The organism is Acetobacter sp. UBA5411, from assembly GCF_002409645.1.
GTDB lineage: Bacteria > Pseudomonadota > Alphaproteobacteria > Acetobacterales > Acetobacteraceae > Acetobacter.
In genome coordinates, this window is record NZ_DHNR01000028.1 from 14,360 (window position 1) to 29,206 (window position 14,847).

The following is a 14,847-nucleotide window of genomic DNA, read 5'->3' on the forward strand; positions in this document are numbered from 1 at the left end:
CATACTCAGTTCTCAGAAATACGAAGGATAACCCTGCCCGTTATCCTTCAACCAGAATCCCATCCCGCAGGGTCACAACCCGGTCCATGCGCGCAGCGAGTTCTTCGTTATGGGTAGCAATCAGCGCGCCGACGGCAGAACCACGCACCACACGTAGCAACTCATCGAACACGATATCGGCCGTGGAAACATCGAGGTTCCCGGTCGGTTCATCCGCCAGCAAAACCGATGGAGCGTTGGCCAGCGCGCGCGCAATGGCGACACGCTGCTGTTCACCACCGGATAGCTTGCCCGGCAGGTGATTCAAGCGGTGACCGAGCCCGAACACTCCCAGAAGTTCCTCCGCCCGACGTCGTGAAACCGACGGTGACGTTCCCGCAATCATCTGCGGCAAGGCAACATTTTCCCGCGCCGTAAATTCGGCCAGCAGGTGGTGAAACTGGTAGACAAAGCCGATTTCCGAACAGCGGATGGCCGTTCGATCCTTGTCCGGCAGACGCCCGGCGTCACGCCCGGCGATCTCAATCACGCCACCATCCGGATGATCAAGCAGTCCCGCTATATGCAGCAGCGTAGACTTGCCTGTGCCGGATGGCGCAACCAAGGCCACCGTCTCACCGGCTCGCAGTTCAAAATTCACGCCACGCAGGACATGCAATGTCTCGTCGCCGCTGACATAGGAGCGCGTGATGTCACGCAGGGCCAGAACGGTCTCACCCATGACGCAGCGCCTCCACCGGATCGGTCTTCGCCGCCCGCCACGATGGATAGAGCGTCGCCAGCAAAGACAATCCAAGCGCCATGACGATGATCTCGATCACCTGTCCCCAGACCAGTTTCGCCGGCAGGTGTTCGAGGTAATAGACCTCCGGATTGAACAGGTTGGTGCCTGTGATTTTCTGCAACAACTGGCGGATGCGCTCGATGTTTTCGCAGAACACCACACCCAGAACGGTCCCGAGCACCGTGCCGGTCACACCCACGGATGCGCCGCACATCAGGAAAATCCGCATGATCGCACCACGGGTCGCGCCGAGCGTACGCAGGACCGCGATATCGGCTGTCTTGTCCTTCACCATCATGATAAGAGACGAAATCACGTTGAAAGCAGCCACCAGAATAATCAGTGTCAGGATCAGGAACATGACGTTCTGCTCGACCTGCACCGCACCGAAGAAGGCGTTATTGCTCTTCGTCCAGTCGAGCACGCGGATACGCGGATCATCCAGTGTCTGCGTAATGGCTCGCGTGATCGGCTGCACGTTTTCAGCGTCGGTCGTCATGACCTGAATCTGGGTCACGGCATGCGGCTGCTGGAAATAGACTTGCGCCGCTTCAAGCGGGAGGAAAACATAGCCTGCGTTGTAATCGTTCACGCCAGCATCGAAGATCGCCACAACCTTGTAGGCACGCACACGCGGCACCGTGCCGAACGCAGTGGCAGCCCCGTTGGGCGAGACCAGCGTGATCTTTGAACCGATCATCAGACCGGCCCGATCCGCCAGCGTGACACCCACGGCAATCGCATCATCGCCCTGAAAATTGTCGAGCGAACCAGCGATAATCGAGGAACTGACTTCCTTCAGGTCCATCAGCCCCTGCTTCGTCATGCCATGCACGACGCCGCCGGAACTGTAGTTGCCGACACTGAGGAGCGCCTGCCCCTCCAGCAGCGGCGTCGCGCTAACGACGCCCGGAACTTTCCGGACCTCGCCCGCGATGGAATCATAATCCGTGATCGAGCGCGTGACGCTGGCGCTGTAGAGCGAAAGATCGCCATTCAGGCCGAGAATGCGTCCCATCAGGTCGGAGCGGAACCCGTTCATCACCGCCATGACGATGATAAGAGTCGCAACGCCAAGTGAGATGCCCACCAGCGAGAAGATGGCGATTACCGAGACAAAGCGCTCGCCCTTTCTCGCCCGCAGATACCGCCCCGCAACGGCGCGCTCGAAGGAGCCGAACATCAGGCGCTCAGGACTTTCGCCAGAGCTTCGTCCACAGTCAGTTCGAAACGCTCACCCGTGGCCCGGCGCTTCAGTTCGACCTTGCCTTCCTTCGCTCCACGCGGACCGACGATGATCTGCCACGGATGGCCCATCAGGTCGGCATCGGCGAACTTGGCGCCAGCGCGGTCGGAACGGTCATCGTAGAGGAACTGCTCGGGGGCCTTATTGTAAAGCGCCTCACACAGCGTATCGCAGGTCTCGTCACCGACCTTCAGGTTCAGGATCGCGGCCTTGAACGGCGCGACATTGTCCGGCCAGATGATACCGGCATCGTCATGACTGGCCTCGATGATCGCGCCGACCAAACGCGACACACCGATACCGTAGGACCCCATTTCCGGGTGGACAGGCGTGCCATCCGGACCGGCGACGGTGATGTCCATCGACTTGGTGTATTTCGTGCCGAAATAGAAGATGTGCGCAACCTCGATGCCGCGCCCTTCACGACGACGCTCGGCAGGCACGGACTCCCATGCCTTCTCGTCGTGCTTCTCGTCCGTGGCAGCGTAGTAGGAGGAGACGTTCTTGAAGAATTTTTCGAGGTCTTCGGACTTATCCACATCCACCGGATCGGCGAGCCAGTCGAGCGTGTCGAGAGCGCCGTCATAGAACACGCCACTCTCGCCGGTCGGTGCGAGAATCAAAAACTCGTGGCTCAGGTCGCCGCCGATCGGGCCAGTGTCGGCCACCATCGGCACGGCGCGGACACCGAGACGCTGGAAGGTGCGAAGGTAGGACAGCATCATCTTGCGGTAGGTATCGACAGCACTCTTGTAGTCGATATCGAAACCGTAGCCGTCCTTCATATAGAATTCACGACCACGCATCACCCCGAAACGCGGACGGATCTCGTCACGGAATTTCCACTGGATCTGATAAAGGATCTGCGGAAGCTCCTTGTAGGATTTCAGCTCCTGCCCGACGACGTCGGTGATGACTTCCTCGTTGGTCGGTCCATAGAGCAGTTCGCGCTCGTGGCGATCCTTGATCCGCAGCATCTCGGGGCCGTAAGCGTCATAACGACCGGAGCGCTTCCACAGCTCGGCGGACTGGATGGTCGCCATCAGCACTTCCTGCGCGCCAACACGGTCCTGTTCCTCGCGCACGATGTTCGCGATGTTCCGCAGAACTTTCAGGCCAGCCGGAAGCCAGGTGTAAATGCCCGAAGCCGTCTGCCGGACGAGACCGGCGCGGAGCATAAGCCGGTGCGACGCGATCTGGGCGTCGGACGGGGTTTCCTTGAGGGTAGGCAGAAAACTGCGAGACAGGCGCATGGTGGGCTTTCGTTCCTGCAGGACAGACTGTTGACCGGAAGCGGTCGTTCCCTTGCGTGATCACTCACACCGGCGCGGGATGCAAGCCCCTCCCCGGTCAAAACGTCGGTTTCATGCGCCTCACACGCAGAAAAGGCCGGATGGGTGCGGTTTGCCCCGCCCATCCGGCCTTCTACAGAACCGAGCTGCTTACTTTACTGATCGAACGTCTGGTCCGCCTTGAGCACGGCCGCCAGCAGCACGTTCGCGCCCATCTCCGCATCCTGTTGCAGGATGCTCTCCTCCTCATTGTGACTGAGGCCATCCTTGCAGGGCACAAAGATCATCGCTGTCGGTGCGACCTTGGCCACATAACCAGCGTCATGGCCGGGACCGGACACGATCCGACGTGCGCTGTAACCGTGCTCCGTCGCCGCTTCCTCCACCATGCCAACACAAGCCGCATCGAAGTGAACAGCCGGCGCGTCCCATATCTGCACGATCTCCAGTTCGACGCTGTTCTCCTGCGCGATTGTCTCCAGCTTTCCGCGAAGCTCCTGCTCCATCTGCAACACCACCGCATCATCCGGGTCGCGGATGTCGATGGTAAAGAACACCTCACCCGGCACAACATTGCTGCTGTTCGGACGGTTTTCGAGCAGCCCCACAGTGCCCACCGCGCTCGGACCATGCGCTTTCGCTACTTCACTGACCGCCATGATCATCCCGGCGGACGCAACCAGCGCGTCATGACGCAGCGGCATCGGTGTTGAACCGGCATGAGCATCTTTGCCGCGCACCGTCACTTCATACCAGCGCGCGCCCTGAATGCCGGTGACAATGCCGATCGTCTTGTCTTCGGCCTCCAGAATCGGCCCCTGCTCGATGTGCAGTTCAAAATACGCCGAGATCGGATGCTGACCGCAGGGCTCCTTGCCGCGATAACCGATCGTGTCCAGTTCATCACCAAAACGGATACCGGCGCGATCCCGCTTGTCCAGCACTTCCGCTTCCGTGAAAATGCCTGCGAAAACACCGGAACACATCATCGGCGGTGAAAAGCGTGAGCCTTCCTCGTTGGTCCAGTTGATGACCTCGATGGGATGGCGTGTCGTGTAACCGGAATTATGCAGCGCGCGGAGCACGGACAGGCCGCCGAGCACGCCCAGAATACCATCGAACTTTCCGCCCGTCGGCTGCGTATCCAGATGGCTACCCATCGTGATGGGTGGCAGCGCATTGTCCAGTCCGGGACGGCGAGCAAAGAGATTCCCCATGGAGTCAAAGGACACTTCGCAACCCAGATCGGTGCAGGTGCGCACGAACCAGTCGCGGACCTGTCGGTCTTCATCCGTGAGCGTCAGACGGCGGATGCCTCCCTTCGGCGTGCCGCCATACTGAGCCGTTTCCATCAGATCCACCCAGAGGGCGTTACCATCGACCCTGAGATTGCTGCCTTTGACCGACTGGGACACGCTCTTTCTCCTTGTTCAGACTAAATCAGGAAACAGACAGTTATGCCATGACACGATGCGGATTATTGGGATGCTCTGGCCATGTCAGATGCCCCTCGACCGGCTGCGGCTCCATTGTAATGCATCCATCGACCGGACAGACATGGGCGCATAGATTGCATCCTACGCACTCTTCTTCGATCACTTCATAGTGTCGTTCGCCATCGACACGTGTTTTAGCGATCGCCTGATGCGATGTGTCCTCACAGGCGATGTGACACAGGCCGCAACTGACGCAGGCATCCTGATCGATATTCGCAATCGTCTTGAACTTCATGTTCAACTGATTCCACGGCACGAACTGCTTGAGCGCGCGACCGGAAACATCGTCGATCGAGCTGTAGCCTTTCTGGTCCATCCATGCGGAAAGACCGTCCGCCATGTCCTCGACAATGCGGAAACCGTAATGCATCGCCGCCGTACAGACCTGAAGCGTGGTCGATCCCATCGCCAGAAACTCAGCTGCATCACGCCAGGAGCCGATACCGCCAATGCCTGAAATCGGCATACCGGCCATTTCAGGATCACGAGCAATCTCGCCAATCATGCGCAGCGCAATCGGTTTTACCGCTGGTCCGCAATATCCACCATGCGTTCCCAGCCCTCCCACGACCGGCATGGGCGCCATCTGGTCCAGATCAACGCCGATCACGGACTGGATGGTGTTGATGAGTGACACAGCATCCGCACCACCCCGCTTGGCAGCACGCGCAGGCATGAGAATATTGGTGATGTTGGGCGTCAGTTTCACAATCACCGGCATGCGGGTGTTCTGCTTGCACCAGCGGGTGACCATTTCCACATATTCAGGCACCTGCCCCACGGCGGCACCCATGTTTCGCTCGGACATACCGTGCGGACAGCCAAAATTCAGCTCGATACCGTCTGCGCCCGTTTCTTCAACGATTGGAAGGATGGCTTTCCATTTATCCTCCTCACACGGTACCATCAGGCTGACGATGACAGCACGGTCAGGATAATCCCTTTTGACCGCCTTTATTTCCGCGATATTGGTCGCAAGAGGACGGTCCGAAATCAGTTCGATATTGTTCAGGCCAATCATGCGTGCGCCGTTGAAGTCCAGAGACCCATAACGCGAACTCACATTCACGACTGGCGGATCTTCGCCGAGCGTCTTCCAGACGACACCGCCCCAGCCAGCCTCGAAGGCGCGACGGACGTTGTATTCCTTGTCCGTCGGCGGCGCGGAGGCGAGCCAGAAAGGATTGGGAGAGCGAATGCCCGCGAAAACTGTTGTCAGGTCAGCCATATTCCCGTTCCCCTCTCTTATGCCGCGCTCGAAAGAGCAGCATTGATGGCTTCCGCCGCATCCCGTCCGTCCCGCACTGCCGCAACCGTCAGGTCTTCGCCCGGCGTGCAGTCACCGCCCGCGTAAACGCCCTTCATGCTGGTGCGATAATCAGCATCCACCATGATACGACCATTCTCAATTGCAATTTCTTCGCCGCTGATCGGGTCATGACAGAAGATCTGCCCAACAGCTTTCAGCACCATATCCGCCGGAATGAAGAACCTGTCGTCCGCATCATAGACAGGTTTGCCAGACTCATTGAGCGAACCCCGCGCGAACTCCACTCCGGCAAGCGCACCCTCCTCCTGCACGATCGCTACGGGGGATGCCCACAACCGCACAGTGACACCGTTGGTCTGCGCCCATTCCCGCTCGACCGCTGTCGCCGACATATTTTCCGCACCACGGCGATAAACCAGCGTCACCTCTTCCGCTCCCAGACGCCGCGCCTGCACGGCGGCGTCAACGGCCGTGTTGCCACCGCCGATCACGACGACACGCCGTCCGACGGGCACATCGGTTTTCGGCATCGACCGCAGTGTCTCAATAAAGGAAACAGCGTCCTGAACGCCGTCGAGCGCCTCACCTTCCAGTTCCAACTGCCTGACGCCAGTGAGACCAATTGAGAGGAACACGGCATCATAGTCGCTCTTGAGTTCTCCGACACTGAAGTCGACCCCCAGCGTCTTGCCGCCGACAACCGAAATCCCGCCGATAGCAAGAAGGAAATCCACCTCTTTCTGCGCGAAGTCATCTGAAAGCTTGTAGGCTGCAACGCCATATTCATTCAGACCACCCGCTTTTGCATGACGATCATACAGCACCACGTCATGACCATACATCGCAAGGCGATGAGCGCACGCCAAACCCGCAGGCCCTGCCCCGACAATCGCCACACGCCGGCCCGTCTCTGGCTGACGACGGAAAGGCTGGCCGCCATGCTCCATCTGCCAGTCGGTCGCGTGACGCTGCAACTGCCCAATCCTGACCGGCCGACCTTCTTCAAGCGTGTTATGCACACATTTCTGCTCACACAGAATTTCTGTCGGACAGACCCGGGCGCAGGAGCCGCCGAGGATATTGGAATCCAGAATCGTGCGGGCCGATCCCTGCATGTTGCCCGTCGCAATCGCCCGGATGAAACGGGGAATATCGATGCTGGTGGGACAGGCTTCGATGCACGGCGCGTCGTAGCAATAGAAGCAGCGTTCCGCTTCGACCAGCGCCTGCTCATGGGTAAGCGGCGGATGCGCATCGGAGAAATTGTGATTGAGCTCAAGCTGAGTCAGACGGCCGGTTGCGATATCGGGGGATGGCATTGGCTGTTTATCCATCAAGATTCCTGTTCCACCTGATCGTGGCGAATATGATTCGTTTACGCAATGTTTTTCTGACCATTCAGTCAGGTTTTTATCGAATATAAAAAAGGCCCGTCAGCTTTCACCGACGGGCTCTCCCTGAACATGACAGGAAAATCAGAAACCGGTGGACATTGAAAAGGAAACCGAGAGAGGCGGCGCGAGGGTATAGGTCGGAGCCGAAGCGGACGTATACTGCGTGCCATACACGCCGGTCGTCGGGTGGGCGAACGGTGTCATCGAATAGACGCCATTTCTGTAGAGAGAACCCGCCAGATTCTGGAAGTTAAGCTGAATCTGGGGCGAATGTAGATACCAGACATTGGAGAAGCGATAACCGACCGTCAGTGAGTCGGAAATGTAAGGATGCAGTTTCTCATCATTGAGAAGAGTTGCATACTGAGATCCGACATATTTCAGGTTGAGATCAAGGAATATGTGGCCGTTATCCCAGTCGACACCAAGGGCTCCCATTTCATGCGGTGTCTGTGCAGGCCGTTTGCCTTTGGTGCGCAGGTAATCGTTCAGATAGTGAATGTCGGAGTCCACGGTCGCATCGAGATATTCGAAGCTGACATAGGGACGAAAATGACCAAAGATCGGACGTGTCGCAAGCTGGACGTCAACGCCTCGTGAGGTCTGGTTACCAACATTCATTGTCGTCGCCATAGGCGCGCTACCAAAGTAACTCAGGACCGCCATCTGACGGTTTGTAAAGTTGTAGTTGAAGAAGGAGATGTCACCGACGAAGATATCATCATGATAACGATAACCGATTTCTTCGTTAATTGAATATTCCGGCTTCACATTGTCCGAAGGCGCCGTCGACATGCTGCCGTTCACATTATACAGCTCGAACATCGTGTTGTTGTTGGGCATCTTGAAGCTGGTCGATCCCCGCAGATACAACTGATGATGGGAATTGAATGTATAGCTGGCGCTGAACTGCGGCAGAGGTTCAAACACATTCTGCCCACGATTCTGCACAATATTGGGCACATAACTGTTGACCTTGCGACTGACCATCGCCAGACGCACGCCAGCCTGTAACTCCAGCTTGTCATTAAGAAGCTTCAGCTTGTCACCCAGATAAAGCATGTTCACCTGCGTGAACGTATTATGATTGTTGAGGTACCATTTCTTGCCATTAGCCAGACGATAGATATTGGGACCGTAATCACCATAAATGTTGGCAGGACCACCATCATTCTGATTGATGTAGGAGACGGGAGTGGCCTGATTGGTGCGCGACCATTCATACCACCAGCCAAAGGTCAGCGTATTGATCCCCTTGGTCCATGTGACTTTCGCGTTGTTGCCCGTCCTGTGGTAGCTGAAATACAGCGGTGAATAGACGGTTGTGCCGTTCGCGACATTCACGTCCACAGGCTGATTACCCGAAAAGGTCTGACCGTCTTCAATCGTGCTCACACCGCCACTGGTTCCGGATCCCCACCAAAGATAGGGCGTATCGTCAAATCGGAGACCGTCCGCCAGTTTCAAAGAAAGCGGTGCGGAAGCAATAAGGTTCTGGAAAGCATCCAGACCATATTTGTAGTAGTCCGTTGGGTTGTTCTTATTAAAGTGAGAGCTGTAATCCAGTTTCTTGCCATATTGCGCGAACTGATCCTTGGTCGGATACATATCAAGCTGCAACTGATTGGTGTTATAGCTGGCGTTGATTGTCCAGCGGCTTTCCGGTGTAAAATCCTTGATCAGTTTAAAATCAACGTGTTTGCGGGTGAACTTTCCCGGACCACGCCAGTTATCTGCCGCCGTATTCGAGAATGAAGCAAAAGCGCGCACACCCGTTTTGCCGATATCGCCGGTTTCCAACCGCACGAATTCTCTGTGCATGTCATAGGAACCATAGGAGAAATCGACAAAACCACCACGCTTATGTGATGGATCAATCAAATCGGCATAAGCTGCACCCGCTGCTGCGGAAATGCTCGGCGTATCGATATCGACTGATCCCGGCGTAAGAGAGACCGATTTCAGGTTATCACCGTCGGACGTCTGGTTGGCATAAAACCCACCGTCACCCACGTCATTGACTGGCGCGCCATTATAGATCCAGCCGACATGGTCACCCGGCAATCCACGCAAGGTCAGATTACCGCCAGCAATACCGTAGGGCTCGGTCAGCGTAACAAAGGCGCTGGGAGTCAGTGACAGCACCTGCACGGGGTTGGCTGATGGTGGCTGCTTGGCGATAAAATCGCGTGTTACTGACTGGATGGTTCCGGCACGCGTTTCGAGGCGCATGAGACCACCGCCCGGCTGCCGTCCCGTCACACCCTGAGGAGACGCTGTGCGGCCCGTCACATGAATTGCTTCTCCGGGGCCACTGGCTTTCACGGACCGCGGTCTGGAAATAACGGGCTTTTTTACCACGCTACTGCCGTTGGCTGCTTTTGTCGCCTTCGCGGGAAGCGTCGTATCCCGCGCCGCCGCATACTCAGTTGGAATTGTCTCCCCACAGATCGTCCCTGCCAGAAGGAAATGAAAAACTGAAAGGCGTTTCCGGACCATATTCTTTTCCTGCTCCAGCATCGAAACGTAAAAGTGATCGATATTGAATAACTATAATTTTTTGATCCTGATTCGCAACGATATTTCGACCTGATGGTTAAGTTTTTTGTTGTCTGCTTTTTTCCAGGAAATGAAATCTAACGAAAAATCTGGAATAGTCAGTATTTTCAATATAATAAACGATAAACACTGACGATCAGAGAACAGACCCTATGATCCTCCCCGGCGACCCCGCTCCCCTGTTTCTACAGAAAGCCAACACGGACTGGGGCCGCTATAGTTTCGATATGGCTGCCGGGCGGTACAGTCTGCTAATCTTTATGCCTTCAGATCACTCTGCGCCCCCAGCCTTCGGCACCGAGGCCTTCCGTGACCTTGAAGCGAAACGCAGGAACGGTATTCTGGAAATCTTCTGTATTGCAGGAGACTGTCAGGAAAGCACCAATTCCTGTTCTGATCTCCCTACAGCCGACAGCATCATCGTTTTTGACAAAGACCATGCTGTGCACAGGCTTTACAATGTCGCCAGTGACCAGACTCTCTGGGTTCTTGTGGACCCGATGCTCAGAATAAAACTGGTTCTCCCCGACAGCCCCGATGTTGCGAAACACCTGAACCAGTGGCTGGATCATGCGCCCCGTTTCCAGAATGGCCCCATCCCTGCCCTCATGCTTGATGACGTCCTTGAACCACAATTCTGTCAGACGCTTATTTCATATTATCAGAGCCAACCACAGAACTTCTCCGGCATCCTGACCCGCAATAGCGAAGGAGCTGCTATCCAGACGGTCAGCCAATCGTTCAAACGCAGACATGACTGTGTTTTACGCGATGAATCACTGGTCCGGGGGTTGCAGGCTCGAATCATCCGACGTGTCGTTCCAGAAATTCGCAAGAGTTTTCAGTGCACCGTCACCGGCATGGATCGCATGATTATCGGATGTTATGACGCCGCCGAACTAGGTGGTTTCGGACCACATCGGGACAACACGGTCAAAGGCGCGTTTCACAGACTTTTTGCTATCTCCCTTAATCTGAATAATGATTTCAAGGGAGGAGAACTGGTTTTCCCCGAATTTTCAGACCAAGGGTTCTGTCCTCCTGCCGGTGGTGCCCTCATCTTTTCCAGCGCCCTCATGCATGCCGTCCGACCTGTCACAGAAGGCAGGCGCTATGCATGCCTACCCTTTGCCTTCAACGAAGATTCACTGGCTTATGCCCGCAGTCAGGAGGACATGATGGAACACAAAGTTTCTGAGCAGAAATAGACGTATTTCTCAAACAGTTAAACAACACCGATTGCCCGTCTTGTGTTTAACAGACAAGGCAATCTCCAAAACCGTGAGCCCCTTGTGAACTGCGGAGCAAAGTCCGCAAATCACAGTCTCTTTTTCAAATGCCTTATAAATTATCAAAGAGGCTTACGAGGCGCACGCTTCAGAGCCGAACGGCTGAGATAACGTCCAGCGCCTTTGACCGCCCGCAAATCACCATCCTGCCAGACGATCTTTCCATTGCTGATCGTGGTCTGCGCCAGACCGGTCAGGGTCATCCCTTCAAAGATATTGTAATCGACGTTCTGATGATGCGTTGCAGCCGAAATGGTCCGTTCAGCATCCGGATCCCACAGGACAATGTCGGCATCGGCTCCGGGTACAATGGCTCCTTTTTGCGGATAGATATTAAAAATCCGGGCCGTGTTGGTTGAAGTCAGAGCCACGAAATTTTCCGGAGACAGGCGACCTTTTTTCACTCCATAGTGCCACAGCACACTCATTCGATCCTCAATCCCCGGCGTTCCGTTGGGAATGCGCGTGAAATCTTTTAGCCCCGCTTCTTTCTGGTTCGCACAGAAACAGCAGTGATCCGTTGCCGTCGTATGCAACTGACCGGACATGAGGCCGCCCCACAGTGATGACTGGTGATGACGGGGACGGAACGGCGGGCTCATGACATAGCGCGCCGCTTTCAGCCAGTCCGAGGTTTCATAGACGCTTTCGTCAAACACGAGATGCTGCGGCAGGACCTCGCCGTACACTTCCTGCCCTCTCATGCGGGCATCCGCGATGGCTTTCGCCGCCTGCTCCGTCGAGACATGCACGATATAGACCGGCACACCCAGCAGTCCCGCCAGCGTAATGGCGCGCTGGGCAGCTTCGCCCTCCACTTCCGGTGGCCGCGACACAGGATGCGCCTCCGGCCCGGTTCGCCCCTGCGCCAGAAGATCCTGCTGGAGATAAGCCACGGCATCACCGTTTTCAGCGTGAACGGTACAAATCGCACCCAGCTCCGACGCCCGTTTCATGGACCGAAGCAGCGTATCATCCTCGACCATCAGGGCATTCTTGTAGGCCATGAAATGCTTGAAGGAATTGACGCCGCATTCTTCAACAAGCGTGCCCATGTCGCGGTGCACCTGATCGTTCCACTCGGTGATGGCGACATGAAACCCATAGTCAGACGCCGCTTTCGTCGCCTTTTCGCGCCATTCCTTCCATGAATCCAGCAGTCCACGTCCCGAGCCGGGGATCACGAAATCAATGATGCTGGTCGTGCCGCCCGCCAGACCGGCAGCCGTTCCGGTGAAGAAGTCGTCGGTGGCAATCGTGCCCATGAAGGGCATTTCCATATGCGTATGCGGATCTATGCCGCCCGGCATGACCAGCAGACCACCAGCATCCACAACATCGCAACCCGCAGGTGTTTCCAGATCCGGTCCGACCTGAAGAATCCGCCCATCGTCGCCACACAGCACATCGGCCCGCATGGTGCGTTCTGCCGTTACAACGTCACCGCCTCTGATATGCAGCATGAGCGCGTCCTTCGTTATTCCAGGAATCGTGGATTTCTCCACATTTCATGTCGAAACCGTATTGTTATTCTGACTATCTGGTCAATAAGATATTTCGGAAACGAATCATGTTCTCAGGGAGAGCACCATGAGCGGCCCTTCATCACCCCAGACCAGTTCATCCAGCCTGATCAATGACGATCTGGCTCCGGTGACCCAACGCACATGGGGTGGCAAGGACTATCTGTTTCTGTGGATGTCCAACATTCATAGCGTGGCGGGCTATGTGACGGTCAGCAGCCTGTTTGTCATGGGGCTTCCACTTCAGGACGTGTTCCTCGCCCTGCTCCTCGGCATTCTGGTGGTGCAGGTGGCGTGCAACCTTGTGGCCGCCCCCAGCTTCCGCACAGGCGCTCCGTTTCCCGTCGTGGTCCGTATGACGTTCGGTGTTTACGGCGCCATCCTCGCCGCTCTCATACGCGGACTGATCGCCATAGGCTGGTACGGCATCCAGACCTGGCTGGCCTCCAATGCTCTCGTGGTGCTTGCCGTTAAACTCTGGCCTGCCATTGAGCCCTGGGCCATCGCCTCTCAACATGGCTTTGTCGGGCTCTCACTGGTGGGCTGGGTCGCCTTCATGACCGTATGGACCCTTCAGATCATGGTTTTCTGGAACGGCATGGACGCCATCCGCCATTTCATCGATTGGGCCGGTCCCATCATTTACGGCATGATGGCGCTTCTCGACGGCTGGCTCCTTTTCAAGACGGGCGGTCATGTCTCGTTTCACATGTTCCATGTCGCGACACACCCAACCTTCACACAGCAGTTCTCCGGCATCGTGAACGCCATGGCACTGATCTTCGCCTATTTCTCGCCGATCATTCTCAATTTTGGAGATTTTGCACGTTATGGCGTCAGCATGCGTGCGATCCGGAGCGGCAATTTCTGGGGCCTCCCCTTCAATCTTCTGGCTTTTGCCTTCCTGACCCTGCTGACGATCGCCCTGACGCTCCCCGTCTTCGGTCATCTGATTTTTGACCCGGTGGAAACGGTCGTCAAAACTACCAGCCTGACAACAGCCCTTCTCGGTGTTCTGACCGTCGTGACAGCCACGATTGGTATCAACATTTCTGCGAATTTTGTTTCCGCAGCCTTTGATTTTTCCAACATTGCGCCTAACCGACTATCATGGCGTCAGGGAGGACTGATCGCTGCGACAGGCGCCATCATCGTCACACCGTGGAACCTGTATGCACGTCCCGAACTGGTTCATCTCACGCTTGATGTACTGGGAAGCTGCATCACGCCGATGGTCGCCATTCTTCTGGCCGATTACTACATCATCAAAAAGCAACATATCCAGCCTGAGGCTCTTTATTCCTCAGATCGACACGATGCTTACTGGTATCAGGGCGGCATCAATCCTGTCGCAATCAGCGCCCTTGTCGCGGGCACACTCTGCGGGCTGAGCTTTATCTTTTTCGCGGCTTTTGCGGAGTATCGGAACCTGTCCTGCGTCGCCGGATTTATGACCGCGCTCGGATGCTATCTTCTGCTGGCGCAGATGTTTCCTCATCAATGCACACAGAAGAAAGCAGTTGCATGATGGTGGTCAGACCATCGTCATAATCGCTTTTCAGGAGCTTCTTCCGACCCAGCACAGCCGCAAACTGGACCTGCATGTCGGCGTAAGACTGGGTCATGGACCAGAGCAGAAACATGAAGTGCGGAACATTCACCGCCTTCATCTGGCCCCGCTCCTGCCAGATCCTGAAAACGTCAGACAGTCTTTCGACATGTTCTTTCAGCGTGATTTTCAGAAAACCTTCAATCTGGCCACCGCCGGACAGAAGCTCCTGCATAAAGAGACGGGAGACTTCCGGCTTGCGCCGGGAGAAAACAATTTTTGCCTGAACGTATTTCAGCAAGCCGTCATAGGGCCGGTTCTTTTCTGAAATCCACGCATCGGCGTCAGCCAGCCAACCATCAAGAAAACGCTCCAGCGTCGCGTGATAGAGCTTTTCCTTGGTGCTGAAATAATAGAGGACATTTGCTTTGGGCAGATCACAGAC

The 14,847-nt window shown here is 56.0% G+C and carries 11 protein-coding genes; 2 read left to right on the top strand and 9 right to left on the bottom strand.

Features of this window, described 5'->3' with window-relative positions; all coding sequences use genetic code 11:
* Positions 1 to 40 precede the first annotated feature (40 nt).
* The 7 genes from B3759_RS08685 to B3759_RS08715 all read right to left on the bottom strand — a co-directional run bounded on the left by B3759_RS08685 (position 41) and on the right by B3759_RS08715 (position 9,981).
* Complete coding sequence (locus B3759_RS08685; protein ID WP_291365563.1) at positions 41 to 721, bottom strand: ABC transporter ATP-binding protein; 681 nt, start codon at positions 719 to 721, stop codon at positions 41 to 43.
* Entirely contained in the window at positions 714 to 1,967 is a 1,254-nt protein-coding gene (locus tag B3759_RS08690; RefSeq protein ID WP_291365564.1) for a lipoprotein-releasing ABC transporter permease subunit, read from the bottom strand. Before B3759_RS08690 ends, B3759_RS08685 begins: the two co-directional genes overlap by 8 nt.
* Entirely contained in the window at positions 1,967 to 3,283 is a 1,317-nt protein-coding gene (gene proS / locus B3759_RS08695) for a proline--tRNA ligase (RefSeq protein WP_291365565.1), read from the bottom strand. The genes B3759_RS08690 and proS overlap by 1 nt, the downstream gene beginning before the upstream one ends.
* A gap of 194 nt (positions 3,284 to 3,477) precedes the next feature.
* Entirely contained in the window at positions 3,478 to 4,737 is a 1,260-nt protein-coding gene (locus B3759_RS08700) for a M20 family metallo-hydrolase (RefSeq protein WP_291365566.1), read from the bottom strand.
* 40 nt (positions 4,738 to 4,777) lie between these two features.
* Positions 4,778 to 6,046 (bottom strand): NAD-dependent dihydropyrimidine dehydrogenase subunit PreA, encoded by a 1,269-nt coding sequence (gene preA / locus B3759_RS08705; protein WP_291365567.1) that lies wholly within the window; start codon positions 6,044 to 6,046, stop codon positions 4,778 to 4,780.
* Between the two features lie 17 nt (positions 6,047 to 6,063).
* Entirely contained in the window at positions 6,064 to 7,422 is a 1,359-nt protein-coding gene (locus tag B3759_RS08710) for an NAD(P)-dependent oxidoreductase (RefSeq protein ID WP_408736471.1), read from the bottom strand.
* Between the two features lie 141 nt (positions 7,423 to 7,563).
* A complete protein-coding gene (locus B3759_RS08715; protein WP_291365568.1) occupies positions 7,564 to 9,981 on the bottom strand; it encodes a TonB-dependent receptor in 2,418 nt (805 codons plus the stop codon).
* A gap of 212 nt (positions 9,982 to 10,193) precedes the next feature.
* On the opposite strand from B3759_RS08715, the gene B3759_RS08720 reads away from it, so the two are divergent.
* Positions 10,194 to 11,249 carry a 2OG-Fe(II) oxygenase gene (locus tag B3759_RS08720; protein ID WP_291365569.1) on the top strand — a complete coding sequence of 352 codons (1,056 nt, stop codon included), beginning with the start codon at positions 10,194 to 10,196 and terminating at the stop codon, positions 11,247 to 11,249.
* A 143-nt stretch (positions 11,250 to 11,392) separates the two neighbouring features.
* On the opposite strand, the gene hydA is transcribed toward B3759_RS08720, so the two are convergent.
* Complete coding sequence (gene hydA, locus B3759_RS08725; RefSeq protein ID WP_291365570.1) at positions 11,393 to 12,793, bottom strand: dihydropyrimidinase; 1,401 nt, start codon at positions 12,791 to 12,793, stop codon at positions 11,393 to 11,395.
* 127 nt (positions 12,794 to 12,920) lie between these two features.
* Between hydA and B3759_RS08730 the strand changes: the two genes are divergently transcribed.
* The gene (locus tag B3759_RS08730) at positions 12,921 to 14,381 is read left to right on the top strand and encodes an NCS1 family nucleobase:cation symporter-1 (protein WP_291365571.1); all 1,461 of its coding nucleotides are present in this window, start codon (positions 12,921 to 12,923) and stop codon (positions 14,379 to 14,381) included.
* On the opposite strand, the gene B3759_RS08735 is transcribed toward B3759_RS08730, so the two are convergent.
* Positions 14,302 to 14,847: TetR family transcriptional regulator C-terminal domain-containing protein (locus tag B3759_RS08735; protein WP_291365572.1), on the bottom strand; the 546-nt coding region annotated here is incomplete at its 5' end. The genes B3759_RS08730 and B3759_RS08735 overlap by 80 nt on opposite strands.